This window comes from Azospirillum isscasi (genome assembly GCF_030849505.1).
Lineage (GTDB): Bacteria > Pseudomonadota > Alphaproteobacteria > Azospirillales > Azospirillaceae > Azospirillum > Azospirillum isscasi.
Map to the genome: position 1 here is coordinate 43684 of NZ_JAUJFI010000013.1, position 15872 is coordinate 59555.

General features: G+C 70.5%; 18 protein-coding genes. 6 read left to right on the forward strand and 12 right to left on the reverse strand.

From position 1 onward, the window contains the following. Positions 1-20: 20 nt before the first annotated feature. The 7 genes from QSG27_RS04990 to QSG27_RS05020 form a co-directional block, all read right to left on the reverse strand. Positions 21-230: a DUF2934 domain-containing protein gene (locus QSG27_RS04990; RefSeq protein WP_306704033.1), complete on the reverse strand. Its 210-nt coding sequence runs from the start codon at positions 228-230 to the stop codon at positions 21-23. A 176-nt stretch (positions 231-406) separates the two neighbouring features. Beyond that, positions 407-658: a hypothetical protein gene (locus tag QSG27_RS04995; protein WP_306704034.1), complete on the reverse strand. Its 252-nt coding sequence runs from the start codon at positions 656-658 to the stop codon at positions 407-409. A gap of 90 nt (positions 659-748) precedes the next feature. Then, positions 749-1573, reverse strand: a complete 825-nt coding sequence (locus tag QSG27_RS05000; protein WP_306704035.1) for a universal stress protein — start codon at positions 1571-1573, stop codon at positions 749-751. Between the two features lie 141 nt (positions 1574-1714). After that, positions 1715-3547, reverse strand: a complete 1833-nt coding sequence (locus tag QSG27_RS05005) for an autotransporter domain-containing protein (protein ID WP_306704036.1) — start codon at positions 3545-3547, stop codon at positions 1715-1717. A 220-nt stretch (positions 3548-3767) separates the two neighbouring features. After that, positions 3768-4343 (reverse strand): cytochrome b, encoded by a 576-nt coding sequence (locus QSG27_RS05010; protein ID WP_306704037.1) that lies wholly within the window; start codon positions 4341-4343, stop codon positions 3768-3770. Positions 4344-4564: 221 nt separating this feature from the next. Further along, a complete protein-coding gene (locus QSG27_RS05015; protein ID WP_306704038.1) occupies positions 4565-6538 on the reverse strand; it encodes a PP2C family protein-serine/threonine phosphatase in 1974 nt (657 codons plus the stop codon). A 159-nt stretch (positions 6539-6697) separates the two neighbouring features. Beyond that, positions 6698-7702, reverse strand: coding sequence for a zinc metalloprotease HtpX (locus QSG27_RS05020; protein WP_306704039.1), 1005 nt, complete (start codon positions 7700-7702; stop codon positions 6698-6700). 235 nt (positions 7703-7937) lie between these two features. On the opposite strand from QSG27_RS05020, the gene QSG27_RS05025 reads away from it, so the two are divergent. Next, positions 7938-8846, forward strand: coding sequence for a J domain-containing protein (locus QSG27_RS05025; RefSeq protein WP_306704040.1), 909 nt, complete (start codon positions 7938-7940; stop codon positions 8844-8846). Between the two features lies 1 nt (position 8847). Beyond that, positions 8848-9216 carry a chaperone modulator CbpM gene (locus tag QSG27_RS05030; RefSeq protein WP_306704041.1) on the forward strand — a complete coding sequence of 123 codons (369 nt, stop codon included), beginning with the start codon at positions 8848-8850 and terminating at the stop codon, positions 9214-9216. Between the two features lies 1 nt (position 9217). On the opposite strand, the gene QSG27_RS05035 is transcribed toward QSG27_RS05030, so the two are convergent. Together QSG27_RS05035 and QSG27_RS05040 are read right to left on the reverse strand one after the other, a co-directional pair. Beyond that, positions 9218-9409 (reverse strand): hypothetical protein, encoded by a 192-nt coding sequence (locus QSG27_RS05035; protein WP_306704042.1) that lies wholly within the window; start codon positions 9407-9409, stop codon positions 9218-9220. A 335-nt stretch (positions 9410-9744) separates the two neighbouring features. Beyond that, positions 9745-10689, reverse strand: a complete 945-nt coding sequence (locus QSG27_RS05040) for an NAD(P)/FAD-dependent oxidoreductase (RefSeq protein WP_306704043.1) — start codon at positions 10687-10689, stop codon at positions 9745-9747. A gap of 177 nt (positions 10690-10866) precedes the next feature. Here QSG27_RS05040 and QSG27_RS05045 point away from each other — a divergent pair, with 177 nt between their 5' ends. From QSG27_RS05045 to QSG27_RS05055, 3 genes are all read left to right on the forward strand, one after another. Next, positions 10867-11256: an Hpt domain-containing protein gene (locus QSG27_RS05045; protein ID WP_306704044.1), complete on the forward strand. Its 390-nt coding sequence runs from the start codon at positions 10867-10869 to the stop codon at positions 11254-11256. Positions 11257-11317: 61 nt separating this feature from the next. After that, complete coding sequence (locus QSG27_RS05050) at positions 11318-11689, forward strand: response regulator (protein WP_306704045.1); 372 nt, start codon at positions 11318-11320, stop codon at positions 11687-11689. A gap of 98 nt (positions 11690-11787) precedes the next feature. After that, the gene (locus QSG27_RS05055) at positions 11788-12168 is read left to right on the forward strand and encodes a hypothetical protein (protein ID WP_306704046.1); all 381 of its coding nucleotides are present in this window, start codon (positions 11788-11790) and stop codon (positions 12166-12168) included. A gap of 12 nt (positions 12169-12180) precedes the next feature. Here QSG27_RS05055 and QSG27_RS05060 read toward each other — a convergent pair whose 3' ends face one another. Next, complete coding sequence (locus QSG27_RS05060) at positions 12181-13128, reverse strand: glutathione S-transferase family protein (protein WP_306704047.1); 948 nt, start codon at positions 13126-13128, stop codon at positions 12181-12183. A gap of 65 nt (positions 13129-13193) precedes the next feature. Continuing rightward, positions 13194-13796: an NAD(P)H:quinone oxidoreductase gene (wrbA, locus tag QSG27_RS05065; RefSeq protein ID WP_306704048.1), complete on the reverse strand. Its 603-nt coding sequence runs from the start codon at positions 13794-13796 to the stop codon at positions 13194-13196. 132 nt (positions 13797-13928) lie between these two features. Here wrbA and QSG27_RS05070 point away from each other — a divergent pair, with 132 nt between their 5' ends. Further along, positions 13929-14876: a LysR family transcriptional regulator gene (locus QSG27_RS05070; protein ID WP_306704049.1), complete on the forward strand. Its 948-nt coding sequence runs from the start codon at positions 13929-13931 to the stop codon at positions 14874-14876. Here QSG27_RS05070 and QSG27_RS05075 read toward each other — a convergent pair. Continuing rightward, the coding region (locus tag QSG27_RS05075) for a methyltransferase domain-containing protein (protein ID WP_306704050.1) at positions 14851-15872 on the reverse strand (1022 nt) is incomplete at its 5' end. The genes QSG27_RS05070 and QSG27_RS05075 overlap by 26 nt on opposite strands.

The window sequence follows — 15872 nt, forward strand, 5'->3', positions numbered from 1 at the left end:
AGGCAAGGGGCGTGGCGGGATCAAATGCCGGCGCCGGAATCCGCCGAGGCGGGGGCAAGGCCGCGGCGCTCGTCGGGGGCTTCGTCCCTCGCCCGCTCGTCCTCCTCCCGGAGTTCGCGGCAGGCGCGCTCCCAATGCTCGGCGCGGCGGCCTTCGGGGCGCCCCTCCCGCTCCCAGATTTCGTAGGCACGATGGCGGATGCGGTGTTCGTCCGTCGCATGTTCGGGCATCGCGGCGCTCCCCTCCTTCCCGCCCCTTCGCAGGCACGGCCCGTCCGGCCGCACGAGCCGGGGCTCATTCGTCGTTTCAGCAACGGCGGGGAATCGCAGGCGTTCCGCTGACCTTGCGGACATCAGACGGAAGAATGGGGCAGACGGAAGAATGGGGCAGACGGAGGAAGGGGGCTTCAGAGCCGGTCCGGCCCGTCCGGCGGGCCGGGGCGCCCGGCCTCCTCGTCATGGCCGCTGCGGTTGCTGAGGAAGACCAGAGCCATCAGCCCGATCGCGACGGCGCTGGTCAGAACGGCCCCGCCGACCAGGGCGAGCAGGCCCGGCAGGCTGAGGCCGAACAGGTCGAACCCCGTCGCCGCCCAGGCGGCGAGAAGCGCCGCCAGGACCAGGACGGGACAGGCGATCAGAAACATGCGGAGCCAGGACATGCGCGCTCTCCAGGCGGTGCCGGGACAGCCTCTACATGGCCGCCCGGCGCCGCGGAGGAAAGCCCGCCGCCCGGTTCCTTGATCCGGCCGTCAGTGGGACAGCAGAAGCGGCACCGGGCAGGTGCGCAGGACATGGCGCGTTCCGCCGCCCCGGTGCAGGAAGGGGAATCCATAATGGCCGTGCGCGCCCATCACCAGCAGGTCGGCCCCGGAGTCCGCGCTGCGGGCCAGGAGGGCGTCCATGGCGCCGATGTCCGAGACGGTGAAGTGCGTCTGCTCCGCCTTCACGCCGTGCAGCGCCAGATGATCCAGCAGCCCGATGCGCTGCGGCTCCGCGCCGCCGGACGCGGCGGCCTGGGTCAGCACGGTGATGACCGTCACCTCGCTGGCCGCCTGGAGGAAGGGCATGGCGTCGGCCAGGGCGCGGGCGGCCTCCCGCTCGGCGTTCCAGGCGACGGCGACGCGCTTGCCGATCGTCGGAACGCTGCCGGCAAAGGGCAGCACCAGCACCGGACGCCCCGAATTCAGCACCACCTGCTCGTTCAGCTCCTCCGGCGCCACGCCGTCTCCGGCGCTGCGGTCGAACTGGCCCAGCACGGTCAGGTCGGCGAAGCGCGACCAGATGATGGTCTCGCGGATGACGTGGTTGTGTTCGCCGTGGGTCAGCCCGTGCCATTGGCCTTGCAGGCCCGACGCCTGGAGCTTGTCGCGGAACAGCTCCTCGCTGCGGGCGGCGGCCTGCTCCAGATGGTCGCTGGAGCGGCGGGCGATGATGCTGGTGGCGCTGCGGTCCGGCTGCGCGAACAGGCCGCGCAGGAACGCGCCGTTGTTCTTCGCCAGCGCGATGGCCGCGTCGAGCCGCGTTTCCACCTGCGGACCGGAATCGAGGTGCACGAGGATGTGCTTGTAGGTCACGAAGTTCCTCCCGTTGTTTTTGTTCGGACGGGCGAGCCGGTCTGGCTCCGCACCGGTTCCGATTGTTCCTCTTGCCGCGCCGCAACGCCAGCAGGAAAATTCAGCCGGACTTCCAGCGGGATGAGCGGTGCGGACGCTCCGTCAGAACCGCATCCGCAGGCGGGCGGTGAAGGCGTGGTTGTGGCCATCCGCCCCCGACAGTTCGCCGCGGTAGCCGACGGCGGCGCTGACCGCCTGCCAGAGCCGGGCGGACAGCCCGGCGCCGATCACCAGGGAATTGCGGGCATCGCCGCCGGGGCTGACGCTGTTGGCGGCCCCGCCGGGCAGGCGGACGGTGACGGTGCGCGCGTCCTCGGCGAACTGGTGCTCCCAGGCGATTCCCAGGCTGGGCTGAAGCACCGTCCGCCCGAGTTCCACAATGGTGGAGGCTTCGGCGCCGACGCTGCTCTCCAGCGATTCGGCGCTCTGCCGCTCGACGCCCAGCGACAGCAGGCCGGCGCCGTTCTCCTGATAGCCGTCGATGCGCGTGTGGATGTAGCGCAAGCCCAGCCGCGGTCCCAGCGCCACCGGGCCGAGCTGCGCCGTGTAGCCTCCGGCGACCGACAGGGCGTAGGTCCGCCCGTCCGTCTCCGCCGAAGCGTTGGGAAACGGGGCGAAGCCGGTCGCCCGGTCGATGTCGCCGTAACGGTCGAAGGAGACGCTGCCCGCGACGGCCAGGAGGAAGCCCCGCGCCTCCGTCACCGCGTGCAGGCCGATGGTGGTGCTGGTCATGTCCAGCGTCCCCGCCCCCTCGTCCAGCTTGGCGTGGCCGCGCGACCCGCCGACCGACAGCCCGACGCGGGAGGCCGGCCCGACCGGCAGTTCCGCGCCGACGCCGCCCGACTGGGCGTTGAACCGGAATCCCTGCCGCTCCGGCGTGCCGCCCAGACGGCCCCACGAGGCGTCGCCGATCAGGAATGCGGTCAGCTCCCCGGAGCCGAGCGGCGCCTCCACCCGCGTTGCGGCGGGGCCGGCGATGGAGCCGAGCAGCGCGCGGTGCCAGCTCCGCGCCGCCTCGAAGGCCAGTTCCGGCTGCATCGCCACCGTCTCCGCCGCGTCGTTCAGCGCCAGCAGCGCACCCTGCATGTATTGGGCGATCAGCAGGTGGGCGGCGCGGGTCGGGTGGATCTCGTCCCAGTAGACGGTCTGGTCGGCCTGCGCCTCGGTCGCGCAGGCGCCGGTCGGCGTGTTGCCCGACAGGCAGGGGGTGACGGTGTTGGCGAAGCCATAGGCCGCCGGGTTGGCCGCCACCGCGTGGTACAGCGCGTTCACGTCCGCCACCACCACGGTGACTCCCAACCGCTTCTCCACGTCGGCCATGGCCTGGGCCAGCAGCGTGTTGTGGAAGGCGGTGACCGTGTTCAGCAGGGCGGCGCGGTCGGAGTTGCGGGTGTCGGGAATCGTGCCGAGATCCGGCAGGTTCGGCACCAGGAAGGTCTTCCCGCCGAGCGCCGCCAGCCGCTCCACCGCCGAGACGATGTTGCCGACCGTCTGGCCGATGAGCCCCGTGGGGTCCGACCCGGCGGAGACGCGGTTGAAGTAGTCGTTGCCGCCCGCCCAGACCGCGAACAGCCCGCCGCCGGTCCCGCCGGGCCGGCTGAGCAGGAACTGGCCCACCTGCCCCTGCACGCCGGGAACGCCGGTCTGCGACAGGGTGCCGGTCTCCGCCCCGCCATAGGCGAAGTTGGTCTTCTGGTCGGGCTGGCTGCCGATCAGCGGGGCCAGCCGCTCCACCCACACGGGGCCGTTGGAGAAACGCCCGTCGTAATAGGGCGGGCTCTGCGGAATGGCGCCTTGCGTCAGCCCGTAGACGCGGCCCGTGTCGGACAGGCTGTCGCCGAAGACGAACACCCGGTCGAACGGCACCGCTCCGGCGGGTGCGGAAACCAGAAGCGCGGCCCCCGCCGCCAAACCCATCGCCTTGCCCGCCACCATGCCCCTTCCCCCTCGCCGCCGGATGCCGGGAAAACAGGAGGATGGCGTGGAATTGGGGGGCGGTACCGCCTTTGCGCCGGGAAGGGAAGCCGCCTGGACGGGTTCATCCGACCATGGGGGACCCATGCATGGGTCCGTCCCATGGAGGAGGCAGGACCTCGCCACTCGGCGGGCGGCGTCCCCCGGCTTTCCGGTGCGGACGCCGCCCGCTCCTTTCCGCCTAACGGCGGCCCTGGGGCAGCATGCGGCGAAGCGTCCCGTCCTTCAGCACATATTGGTGGACCAGCGCGGCAACGGCGTGCAGGCCGGCGACCACGATGATGAGGGTTCCGAGAAACTCGTGCGCCTCCTCCAGCGTGTGGCCGAACGCCTTGTCCTCACCCACCAGCGTGGGCAGCGTGAACAGGCCGAAGACGGTGACGGAATGGCCGTTCGCCTGGGTCATCAGCACGCCGCCCAGCGGCACGGCGATCATCAGGGCATAGAGCGCCAGATGCCCGCCCTTCGCGGCCAGCAGGAGCAGCGGCGCGGTGCCGGCGGGCATGGGCGGCGGCGGGCTGACGGCGCGCCACACCATGCGCAGCGCGACCAGGGCCAGAACGAGCACACCCAGCGACCGGTGAAGGTCCATCAGCGCGGTCCGCTCCGGCCCGCGGGGCAACAGCCCGCGCCCCTGCGCGATGGCGAAGGCGACCAGGATCAGCAGGGCGACGCTCCAGTGCAGGAACAGCATCACCCCGTCGTAGCGGGTCTTCACGGGCGGCTGGACGGCGGCCCCGGAAAAGGCGTTGGACATCGGGAGTCCCCCTCATCGGCAGAAACGTGCAAGTCCTGCCGATCCTGCCCGGAGGCGACTGAACCGAAGCTGAACGGCGGACCCCGGGACAGAGATGGGGCGCGCGTGGCGGGTCCGCGTTGTGACCGCCAGGGTGGCCCGGCACACCGGTCGGGCCACCCCGATCAGACGGGAGCGTTCCCCCTGTCCGCCGTCGCCGGACGGCGCGTCACGATCGCTCGTCACACCGCCGCTTCGGTTTCCGGCGCCAATTCGGCGGCGGGCAGCAGGCGGCGGACGGTCAGGCACACGATGTCGCCGGTCTGCCCGCCCGGCCCGACATGGGCCTCCACCGCGCGCAGCAGCAGTTCGGAGCGGTCGCGCGCCGACAGGCCGCGGCCCTGGTGCAGGACGGCGGCCAGACGCTCCTCCCCGAAGGGTTCGCGCGCCGCGCTCACCGCCCGCAGGACGCCTTCGGTGCACAGGAACAGCGTGTCGTCCTGCTCCAGCCGGGTCACCGCCTCGCCATAGGGAATGCCCTTGCGCACGCCCAGGGCCGGGCCGCCCGCGTCAGCCAGGGTAAGGACGCTGCCGTCCGCCTGGATGCGGCAGGGCGCGCGGTTGCCGGCGCTGGAGTGGCTGAGCGTCCCGGTCTCCCGGTCGTAAAGGGCGACGAAGGCGGTGGCGAAGCCGTCGAACGGGCTCTGCCCGCACAGCCGGTCGTTGGCCGCCGTCAGGATGGCCGCGGGGGTCGTGCCGGGCCGGGCCGCGGCCTCGCGGATCGCGCCGCGCACCAGCAGCATCAGGAAGGCCGCCGGCACGCCGCAGCCGGACACCCCGGCCACCACCAGCAGGCAATGACGCTCGTCCAGCTCGATCACGTCGTAGAAATCGCCGCTGACCGCCGGGCCGGGAACCAGAAGGCCGAAGAACTGGCTGTCGCGCCCGGCGGGAAGCTGCTGCGGCAGCAGGTTCGCCTGCACGTCGCGGGCGGCGCGCTGCTCCTCCTCGATCAGGCTTTCGGCGGCGGTCAGCTTTTCGGTGCTGGTCTCCAGCTCCGCCGTGCGCATCAGAAGCTGGGCGTCCAGCGTCTCCTCGCGGTACGACGCCTCCAGCGCCATGCTGCGGAAGACGCGGGCGAGGCGGCCCATCTCGTCGTTGCGCTCCATCGCCTCGTTCAGGGTGAAGGGGTTGAAGCGCCCGGCCTCCACCGCCGCCACGGCCTCGCCCAGCCGCTCGATCGGGGCCATCTGGCTGCGCGCGAAGCGGACCGCGCCGTAGACTCCCAGCGCCAGGACCAGCACCCCCATCAGGACGCCGATCTTCACATGGCGCCCGACCACCGACGACAGATCCTCCGCCGGCAGGCGCACCACCGCGATTCCGGCTCCCTGCCCGGCCACCGCCGGCACCGGGGCGAAGGCGGTCAGGCGGCCGCCCTCATGCACAAAACCGGTCTCGCCCGCGGCGGCGGCGGCCTTCGCCGCCTCCACCGCACGCTCCGACAGCGGCCCGGCGCTGGGGCCGGTGGCGTGCACGGCAAGCCGCCCGTCGCGCTCCAGCAGCCACGCGCCTTCCACGGTGCCGCCGGCCAGCAGGGCGGCCATCAGCCCGTCCACCCCCGCCTTGCGGGCGATGTCGCCCAGCCGGCGCACGTCGGCGCCGACCTGGACGATGCGCGGCTTGTCCACGCCGGCCACGCCGGCGAACTTCATCAGCTTGCCGCCTTCGGTGGCGGCATCGGTCACCACCCTCTCCGGCGCGCGGTTCAGCAGGCCGTAATAAGGAGCCTGGCGCGGCTGCGCCTTGGAGTCGGGACCGAAGGTGATGTCGGGGCCGGGAATGTTGTGCAGATAGGCGCGGCCCCGGTTGTCGGTCACCCAGATCTCGTCCGGACCGCCGCCGTCCGCCACGGATTTCAACCGGTCGGTCACCGCCTTGATCGGCGCCTTGCTTGCCTCCATCACCGCGACGAGGTGGGCGGCGAGGGTGGCCTCCGACAGCAGCCGGTCGCCGAGCAGCACCTCCACGTCGCGCGGCACCTCGCGCGCAAGGGTGGCGTTGCGGGCCAGCAGGGTCGCCGCCATGCGGCCGTCCGCCTCCACCCGCGCCTGGATCGCCGAATGGGTCGTCCAGGCCAGCAGCACCGTGACCGCCGCCACCGCCAGCGTCACCAGACCGGAGATCAGGAGGATCAAACGCCCTTGAAAGGTCATGGAGGGGACCCGCCTTCTGTAGCCAACCGACCGCCGCGGGGCTTCCTCCCCTCCCGGGACGAGCCTGGGATCCCGGGGAAAATCGCCCGACCGCGCCCGCCGGTTCTACCCAGCCGCGCCGCTTTAGTCCAGGAGAGGAGGACGCCCGGCCTGTAACCTTCAGTACCAGTAGCCGCCGATCCGGTAACGCGGACGCCGCAGCGCCGCCGGGATGGCGAGGTGTGGCGGGGCGTGCAGGACACCGGCATCCAGCCCCGGCAGGACCGGCGGCGGGGTGCGGAGCGCCATCAGGCGGCGCACGCGCTCCTCCGTTTCCGGGTGGGTGCGCAGCAGGGACGGCACGCTCTGCGCCCGCCGGCGGCCCGGAAAGCGCAGGCCCTCCCACGGGCCGTGCTGCAACCGCTCGATCCGGGCGAGCGCCGAGGCCACCCCCTCCGGATCGCCGGTCAGGTGGGCGGCGTCCAGGTCGGCGTCGAACTCCCGCGTGCGGGACAGGGCGAGTTGCAGAAGAACGCCGATCCAGGGTGCGGCGATAAGCAGCAGCACCAGAAGCCAGGGAACCCCCTCCTGCCGGATCATCAGCAGGGGCAGGTTGAGAATCAGCAGGGCCATGCCGAAGACGGACATCAGCCGGGTCAGGCTGGTCACCGTGTCGGCCAGCCCCATCACCGTCAGGTCGTTGTTGCGCACATGGCTGACCTCGTGGGCCAGCACGCCGGCCAGCTCCCGCAGGCTGAGCGCGCGGAGCAGCCCGTCGGTCACCGCGATGCCCGACTGGCGGCGGCTGCCCACGGCGAAGGCGTTCAGCGCCGGGCTGGCGACGTACCACAGCTCCGGCACCGCGGGCAGGTCCGCCCGGCGGGCGATGGCGGCCAGCGCGTCGAGCAGCGCCGGGGCCTCCGCGTAGGACAGGCGGCGGGCGCCGAACATGCGCAGGACCATCCGCGGCGACAGGCGCGGGCTGAACAGCAAGCTGATGCCGCCGCCGAGCAGGGCCCACAGCACCCCCTCCGCCCCGGCCAGGATGAAGCCGCACAGCGCCAGCAGTAGCACCATGCCGCCGAGCAGGAGCAGGGAATGCAGGACGTTCGCGGTCTTGTGCCGCCGCCGCAGCTCGGCGGCCGCGGGGCCGGTGGGCACGAAGGACATCGGCGTGTGCGGCATGACGGGCGCTCCCTCCTTTGACCGTCTCCGTCCGGGAACACTCAACCGGAACCAAGTCCGGCACCGCGACATATTGGTGCGCGCCCCTCCCGCGTCACCCCGACCGCAAGCACAGGCGCCGTGCACGGAACGGACGGGAACCCCTCTTGATTTGCGGAGCGGCGTTGAACACATACACGCCCAAGGCGCTCACCATTCAGCCGCTGGCCCCCGATTTCCGATTACGGTCATCGCCATGAGCAATCCTTACGAGATCCTGGGCGTTTCCCCCTCCGCTTCCGACGACGAGATCCGCAAGGCCTACCGGAAGCTGGCCAAGAAGCACCACCCCGACCTCAACCCCGGAAAGGCGGAGGCGGAGCAGCGCTTCAAGGACATCAGCGCCGCCTACAGCCTGCTGTCCGACCCCGACAAGCGCGCCCGCTTCGACCGCGGGGAGATCGACTCCTCCGGCCAGGAACGGCCGCAGCGCCAATACTACCGCGACTTCGCCGAAGGTCCCGCGGGCGCCCGCTACGCCCACGCCGAGGGCTTCGCGTCGGACGACCTGGAACACATCTTCGCCGACCTGTTCGGCGGGCGCGGACACGCCCGCGGCGGCGCCATGCCGATGAAGGGCGGCAACCTCAGCATGGCGCTGACCGTCGATTTCCTGGCCTCGGCCAAGGGCGGCAAGCGCCGGGTCACCATGCCGGACGGGCGGACGCTGGACATCGACCTGCCCGCGGGGTTGGAGGACGGGGGCACCATCCGCCTGAAGGGCCAGGGCCTGCCGGGAACGAACGGCGGTCCTCCCGGCGACGCGCTGGTCACCGTCAAGGTCACGCCCCACCCCTGGTTCCGGCGCGACGGCGACGACGTGCAGCTCGACCTGCCGGTGACCCTGGCCGAAGCGGTGCTGGGCGGCAAGGTGCGCGTCCCGACCATCGACGGGCCGGTGATGCTGACCGTTCCGAAGGGGGCGAACAACGGCACGCGCCTGCGGTTGAAGGGCAAGGGCCTTCCCGGAGCGAACGGGGCGCGCGGCGACCAGTATGTGACCCTGCGCATCGCCCTGCCCGACGCGCCCGACCCGGCGCTGGAGGCGTTCGTCCGGGAGTGGAAGACCGACCACAACCCCAGGCGCGACATGGAGGCTGCGTGACATGGTCCAGATGGATGGAGGACGGCGGAACGCGGGGCGGAGAACCGAAGAGGTGCTGTCCGTCTGCCGGCGGGTGTCTTCCGCCGATCTGACGGTGTGGGTGGAACGGCACTGGCTGAGGCCGCGGCACGAAGGGAACGGTTTCGTCTTCAGCGAGGCCGACGTGGCCCGGCTGGAGCTGATCTGCGATCTTCGGGAGGATCTGGCGCTCGACGACGAGGCGATGCCGGTGGTTCTGTCCCTGCTCGACACCGTCTATGGGCTGCGGCGGCGCCTGCGCGTCCTGGCCGAAGCCATCGGCGATCTGCCGCCGGAGGCCCGCTATCTCCTGCAGGACGAACTGCGGAAGCGGGAGGAACAGGAGGAGTAGATCAGGTCCGGACGGCGAAGGCCCGTCCGCTCAGCGCGATGTCCTGGTTGAAACCTTCCGCGACACGGTCGTCGCCGCCGGACTGCATGCACAGCGTGACGTTGATGGCGCTGAGGATGGCGTGGTCGATCTGCTCCGGCTTGGCGTTGTGGCGTTTGATGGCTTGGAGCGCGCGGGTAACGGATTGGGCCATTGAAGCAGGTTCCGTTCGTTCTGGCTGGCTGGCCGGGTTGCTCGATGGCGGCATGATGCCGCTCCTCCGCTCATCCCGCTGTGCACCGGGCCACACCCCGCCGCACGGACCGCCTTTCGCAATGGCGAGACTCCTACGGCGCAAAATCTTAAGCAGGTGTAAACGTCCGACCGAGCCCGAAAGGTATAGTCCTTTATGGCTTTTTCAGAAAACCCGTCAATCCAAAGGCATAGCTTAAGTCGTCCGTCTGGTAATACCAATAATAAATGTCAAATGCGACATTTTGGCCCGTGGCCAAGCCGTTCGGCGGCGGTTCGGCGGCGGCGTGGCAGGCGCTACAGGTCGCCATCCTCTGCCAGAAGCCGGCGGTGAATGGCGGTGGCGGCGACCGCGGCCTGCCCCATGGCGACCGAGATCTGGTTCAGCCCCTCCACGATGTCGCCTGCGGCGTAGAGCCCCTCGATCCCGGTCTGCTGGTGCCCGTCGGCGACCAGCCGCCCGCTTGGCCCCATGCGCACGCCCAGGCCCTTCACCGGCTCCGTCCGCGGGTGGCAACCCAGGGCGGAGTAGAGCGTGTCGAAGGTCAGCCGCGCGCCGGACGCCGTGGTCAGGGCGGCGATTCGCCCGGATTCGGTGTGGACCTCCACCACCGGTTCCTCCACCGCGCGGATTCCGGCCTCGGCCATGCGGCGCTCCTCCGCCTCCTCCAGCGTCATCGGCTCGCCCAGCGTCAGCAGGGTGATGTCGCGCGAATAGGTGCGCAGGAACAGCGCCTCCCCCAGCGCTCCGGTGCCGTGGCCGATCACGCCGATGCGGTGGCCGGTCACTTCGAACCCGTCGCAGATCGGGCAATGGCGGATCAGCCCCCGCTGGACCGCCTGATAGAGGTTGGGAAGCTGCGGTTCCTGGTCGATCACCCCGGTCGCGGCCAGCACGGTGCGGGCGTGGAATTCCCGCCCGTCGCCGGTCCGCACGCGGTATCCCCCTTCGGCCCGCTCCACCGACGACACCGTTCCCGGCACGATCCGGGCGCCGTAGCGTTCCGCCTGGGCGCGCATGCGGGCCAGCAGCTCGTCGCCGGTCACCCCGTCGGGAAAGCCCGCATGGTTGTGCGACAGCGGAATCCAGGAGGCCCGGCTGGCCCCGGCATCCACCACCAGGAAGCGGCGGCGGTAGCGCGCCAGATAGATCGCCGCGGTCAGCCCCGCCGGGCCGCCGCCGACGATCAGGGCGTCCAGCCGCGGCGGCACCCCGTTCTGCGCTTCGGATGCGGCGGTCATCGGTCGGGCGTTCCAGGCATCGTTGACGACGCTGGGGGAACGGACGGCGCGCCGCCCGGTTCCCTCGCCGGGCGACGCGGCGCCGAAGCGTCCATTCGTCGCGCCCGCTCACGCTTGACCGCACCGCTTGACCACACGCAACTTACGGTCATTCCGCGTCCTGCCGGGAGCCGTGCCGTGCCCCAGCCGTTGCCCAGCCTTGCCGAACCGCGTCCACCCGAATCCGCCCCCGGCGATCGGGACATCCTCGATGTGGAGCCGATGCTGCGCAATTTCGGCGGCCTTGGCCCCACCGTCACGATGCTCTACGCCCTGTTCCTGGAAAACGCCGACGAGTTGTCCCGCCGCCTGAAGGACCGGCTCGCCGCCGGAGACCTGGACGGCGCCCGGCTGGCCGCCCATTCGGCGGCGGGGGCCGCCCGCACCGCCGGGGCCGGACGGGTCGCCAGCCTCTTCGCCTCGGTGGAGGAGGCGGCCCTGCACGGCGACATGGCGGTGGCGCGCCGGGATACCGCGGCCCTCGACCGCGCTCTGGCCGACGTGAAAATTCTCATCGCACGCATTTGAGTTTCCTCCGCGCTGATATACCATATTGAGGTAACTCAATTGGCGGAACGCGGGGGTGTCCGTGTCGCTCGATTCCTGCACGGTGCTGGTCGTCGAGGACGAGGTGGTGACCCGCAGCGTTTCGGTGCGGTTGCTGCGGCAACTGGGCGTCGGCACGGTGATCGAGGCCGCCGACGGGGCGGAGGCGCTGGCCCGCTGCGACCGGGTCGATTTCGACGCGATTCTCTGCGACGTGGACATGACGCCGATGGGCGGCCTCGCCTTTCTGGAGGCGCTGGACGGGCGGGCGCCGGTCATCATGCTGACCAGGCACGACGGGTCCGACGTGGTTCTGTCGGCCCTGCGGTCCGGGGCCGCCGGCTACTTGGTGAAGCCGCTGACCCCGCTCGGCCTGCGCGAGAAACTGAAAAAAGCGCTGGCCGCGAAAGGCTAGAACCTTGACCGCGACATTATACTTTTCGTAACCACGGCGGAATTACTCTGTACACGGTGCTTGATTGCGCCCTTGTGCGGATTGCCGGGAGATTCCGCATGCCCATGAACGTTCTGGAAGTGGCGATCTACGCCATGGTGCTCACCGCGTCGCAGCCGCGTCCTTATGAATGCGTGGCGGTGCAGCCGGATGGGGTGAACTGCACGAACGGCCTCGCCGTGGCGTCCGAGATGCCGAACGGCGGCATGGCCTTCAACACGGGCGTGCAGGTGCTCAAGGACAACCAGGGCCGCGTGCGGCTGAGCAACGGGATCACCACCCATTTCGATTCCTCGGCCTGGGTGGCCTTCAAGAATCCCGCCGGCCAGACCACCGTCAGCGTGCGCAAGACCGGGCCGTTCCGCTTCAAGTTCTCCAACGGCTATCTGTGCGAGATGATCGGCCAGGACCAGGACATGGCCCGCTGCTTCAAACCCTGAGGCCCCTTCCCCTTATCCCACCGCCCCGCGCCCGTGCGGCGCGTCCAGGTCCAGCGCCGGCCCCTTCGGCACGACCCCGGTCGGGTTGATCATGGTGTGGCTGGCGTAGTAATGCCGCTTGATGTGGCCGAAATCGACCGTCTCCGCCACGCCGGGCACCTGATAGAGGTCGCGCAGGTAACCGGACAGGTTCGGATAATCGGCGATGCGGCGCAGGTTGCATTTGAAGTGGCCGACATAGACGGCGTCGAACCGCACCAGCGTGGTGAACAGGCGCCAGTCGGCCTCGGTCGGCCTGTCCCCCAGCAGATAGCGCCGCCCGGCCAGCCGACCGTCCAGCTCGTCCAGCGCGGCGAAGAGCGCGTCGAACGCCTGCTCGTACTTCTCCTGGCTGGTCGCGAATCCGGCCTTGTAGACGCCGTTGTTGACGCGGTCGTAGACGAAGGCGTTGAGCCGGTCGATCTCCTCCGCCAGCTCCGCCGGGTAAAGATCCAGCGAGGCGTCGCCGAAGGCGTCGAACTCCCGGTTCAGCATGCGGATGATCTCCGCCGACTCGTTGTTCACGATGGTTCCGGTCTTCCGGTCCCACAGCACCGGCACGGTGACGCGGCCCGTGTAGGCGGGATCGGCCTTGGTGTAGACCTCGAACAGGCGGGTGGAGCCGGTGACCGGATCGGGTTCGGGGAAGGTCCAGCCCTCCTCGCGCATCAAGGGATCGACCACGGTGACGCCGATGACGTCCTCCAGCCCCTTCAGCTTGCGGACGATCAGGGTGCGGTGCGCCCAGGGGCAGGCCAGCGACACGAACAGGTGATAGCGCCCGGACTCCGGCTGGAAGTGGGTGGAACCGTCCGCCCGCACCCAGCCGCGGAACCGGGTTTCCGGACGGACGAAGGCGCCGCCGGTGTTCTTGGTGTCGTACCACTGGTCGTGCCAGCGGCCGTCGATCAGCAGGCCCATGCCCTGAACTCCCCTGTTCCCAGGCCCCTCTCCCGTCCGGACGGCGGGAGAGGAGCGCTCCGTCCTCAACCGTGCAGCTTCTTGGTGATTTCCGCGACGTGCCGCCCCTGGTAGCGGGCGCCGTCCAGCTCGACCGCGCTCGGCTGGCGCGAGCCGTCGCCGCCCGCGATGGTGCTGGCGCCGTAGGGGCTGTTGCCCATCACCTCGTCCACGCCCATCTGGCCCTGGAAGCTGTAGGGCAACCCGACGATCACCAGGCCGAGGTGCAGAAGCACGATGTGGGTGCTGAGGATGGTGCTCTCCTGCCCGCCATGCTGCGTTGCGGAGGAGGAGAAGGCGGCACCCACCTTGCCGACCAGCGCCCCCTTCGCCCACAGGGCGCCCGTCTGGTCGAGGAAATTCTTCATCTGGCCCGGCATGTTGCCGTAGCGGGTCGGCACGCCCAGAACGATGGCGTCGTAGTCGGCGAGTTCGTTCGGCGTGGCGATGGGAATGTCCGGCTCGTCCTTGAAGTGGGCCTTCCGCCGCACCTCTTCGGGGACCAGCTCCGGCACGCGCTTGATCGTCACCTCGGTTCCCGCGACGGAGCGGGCGCCTTCCGCCACCGCCTGCGCCATGGCGGAGATGTGACCGTAGCTGCTGTAGTAGAGCACCAGGACTTTTGCCATGTCTCGACTCCCCTCGCTGTGGTTGTGGCCGCGCCTCCGGTGGCGGCGGTGCCCTACAGAGATAGCGCGTTGCCGCCCGCCAGCAAATCCAGGGCGCTGGAACTTCATTGTTCCGGGGTGTAGAACAATGCCATGGACCGCCTCGACGACATGATGGCCTTTATCAAGGTCGTGGACACCAAGAGCTTCACCACCGCGGCGGAGCGCCTGAACCTGTCCAAGTCCGTGGTTTCCCGCCGCATCGCGGAGCTGGAGAACCGGCTGGGCGCGCGGCTGCTGAACCGCACCACGCGCAAGCTCAGCCTGACCGAGGTCGGGCAGGCTTATTACGAGCGCTGCACCCGCATCATTGCCGATCTGGAGGAGGCGGAGCAGGCCGTTGCCGACCTCCATGCGGCCCCGCGCGGGCGGCTGCGGGTCAACGCGCCGGTGTCCTTCGGGCTGCTGCATCTGGCGAAAGCGGTGGCGGAGTTCCTGGAGCGCTATCCGTCCATCGAGATCGAGATGGACCTCAACGACCGCTACGTTGACCTGATCGACGAGGGTTACGATCTGGCGGTGCGCGTCGGGCGGCTGCGCGACAGCTCGCTGATCGCCAAGCGGCTGGCCCCCAACCGGCAGGTGGTCTGCGCCAGCCCGGCCTATCTGGAGAAGCACGGGACTCCTCAGACGCCGGATGAGCTATCCAACCACAACTGCCTGATCTACACCAACATTCCGACCGCGGAGCAGTGGCAGTTCCGCATCAACGACGCCATGCGGTCGGTCCGCGTGTCCGGCTCGCTGCGCACCAACAACGGCGACCTGCTGCGCGAGGCCGCCATCGCGGGTGCCGGCATCATCGTGCTGCCCACCTTCCTGTGCGGAGAGGCGCTGTCCAAGGGGCAGCTTCAGTGCCTGCTGCTGGACTATTACACGGCGGAATCGAACGTCTTCGCGGTCTATCCGCAGAACCGGCATCTGTCGCCGAAGGTCCGCGTCTTCGTGGATTTCCTGGCCGAGCGCTTCGGCCCGCGGCCTTATTGGGACTGCGCCCTGCTGAGCCTGAGGCCGTTCAAGACGGAGGCTTCTCCACTATAAAGAGCAGGCCCGGAACCCCCACGCCCTTCTCCCGGCGTGGGCAGCAGGGCTCCATCAGCAGCACCGACAGCCCCGCCGCCGCCGCGGTCTCCCGCAGGTAGGCTTCGGCGTGGGCGTAGCGCCGCGACGGGCCGAGCGCGTAGCCGCCGCCCGCCGCCTCGCCCTCCAGCCGCTCCACCGTCGCGGCGAAGCGGCCCGCCGGGCGCAGGGCCTTCGCGGCCCCCTCGAACAGGGCGGTGAGGTTGCCGAGATAGACCAGCACGTCGGCGGCGACCAGCAGGTCCCAGGACCCGGGCACCGCCTCCACCGCCGCGACCACGTTGCCGACCGACAATTCGTCGTACAGGTTGCGGGCGCGCGCCTTCTCGACCATGCGCGGGGCCAGATCGACCCCGGCGAGATGCGCGGCCAGCGGGCGGAACTCCACCCCGGCCAGCCCGGTCCCGCAGCCGAGATCCAGCACCCGAAGCCCCGCCACCGGCCCCAGCCGGTCCACCGCGTCGCGCAGCAGCCCCGGCGCGGAATAGCCCAGCTTGCCCACCAGATCCTGATCGAAGCGGTCGGCGTAGCGGTCGAACAGGGCGCGCACGTAGGCCGCCGACAAATCCTCGCCCGCGCCGCTTTCCAACGCCGCGATCAGCGCCGCGCAGCCGAGGCGTCCGTCCGAATCCAGCCCCTGGGCGCGGCGGAGCGCCGTCAGGGCCTTCTCCGGCTCCTGCAGGGCGATCCAGGCCCGTCCGATGGCGGCGTGCAGGCCGGCGTCCTCCGGGTCCCGGCGGGACAGCGGCTGGAGCAGTTCGACCGCGCCCAGCGCATCGCCGGTTTCCACCAGCAGGGCGGACAGCTCAAGCGCGGCCTCCCGGTCGCCGGAGCGCAGGGCCACGGCCTCGCGGTACTCCTCCAGCGCGGCGTCCCGCCGGCCCACCGCCGCCAGGGCACGGGCGAGGCCGAGCCGGGCCGCGGCGGAATCCGGACGCTCCGCCGCCAGGGCCTGCC

Coding starts and splice junctions, on each gene's coding strand:
- QSG27_RS05025 (WP_306704040.1), top strand. CDS start 7,938: ATGAGCAATCCTTACGAGATCCTGGGCGTTTCCCCCTCCGCTTCCGAC.
- QSG27_RS05040 (WP_306704043.1), bottom strand. CDS start 10,689: ATGACCGCCGCATCCGAAGCGCAGAACGGGGTGCCGCCGCGGCTGGAC.
- QSG27_RS05005 (WP_306704036.1), bottom strand. CDS start 3,547: ATGGTGGCGGGCAAGGCGATGGGTTTGGCGGCGGGGGCCGCGCTTCTG.
- QSG27_RS05070 (WP_306704049.1), top strand. CDS start 13,929: ATGGACCGCCTCGACGACATGATGGCCTTTATCAAGGTCGTGGACACC.
- QSG27_RS05020 (WP_306704039.1), bottom strand. CDS start 7,702: ATGCCGCACACGCCGATGTCCTTCGTGCCCACCGGCCCCGCGGCCGCC.
- QSG27_RS05060 (WP_306704047.1), bottom strand. CDS start 13,128: ATGGGCCTGCTGATCGACGGCCGCTGGCACGACCAGTGGTACGACACC.
- QSG27_RS05030 (WP_306704041.1), top strand. CDS start 8,848: ATGGTCCAGATGGATGGAGGACGGCGGAACGCGGGGCGGAGAACCGAA.
- QSG27_RS05010 (WP_306704037.1), bottom strand. CDS start 4,343: ATGTCCAACGCCTTTTCCGGGGCCGCCGTCCAGCCGCCCGTGAAGACC.
- QSG27_RS05015 (WP_306704038.1), bottom strand. CDS start 6,538: ATGACCTTTCAAGGGCGTTTGATCCTCCTGATCTCCGGTCTGGTGACG.
- QSG27_RS04995 (WP_306704034.1), bottom strand. CDS start 658: ATGTCCTGGCTCCGCATGTTTCTGATCGCCTGTCCCGTCCTGGTCCTG.
- QSG27_RS05035 (WP_306704042.1), bottom strand. CDS start 9,409: ATGGCCCAATCCGTTACCCGCGCGCTCCAAGCCATCAAACGCCACAAC.
- QSG27_RS05055 (WP_306704046.1), top strand. CDS start 11,788: ATGCCCATGAACGTTCTGGAAGTGGCGATCTACGCCATGGTGCTCACC.
- wrbA (WP_306704048.1), bottom strand. CDS start 13,796: ATGGCAAAAGTCCTGGTGCTCTACTACAGCAGCTACGGTCACATCTCC.
- QSG27_RS04990 (WP_306704033.1), bottom strand. CDS start 230: ATGCCCGAACATGCGACGGACGAACACCGCATCCGCCATCGTGCCTAC.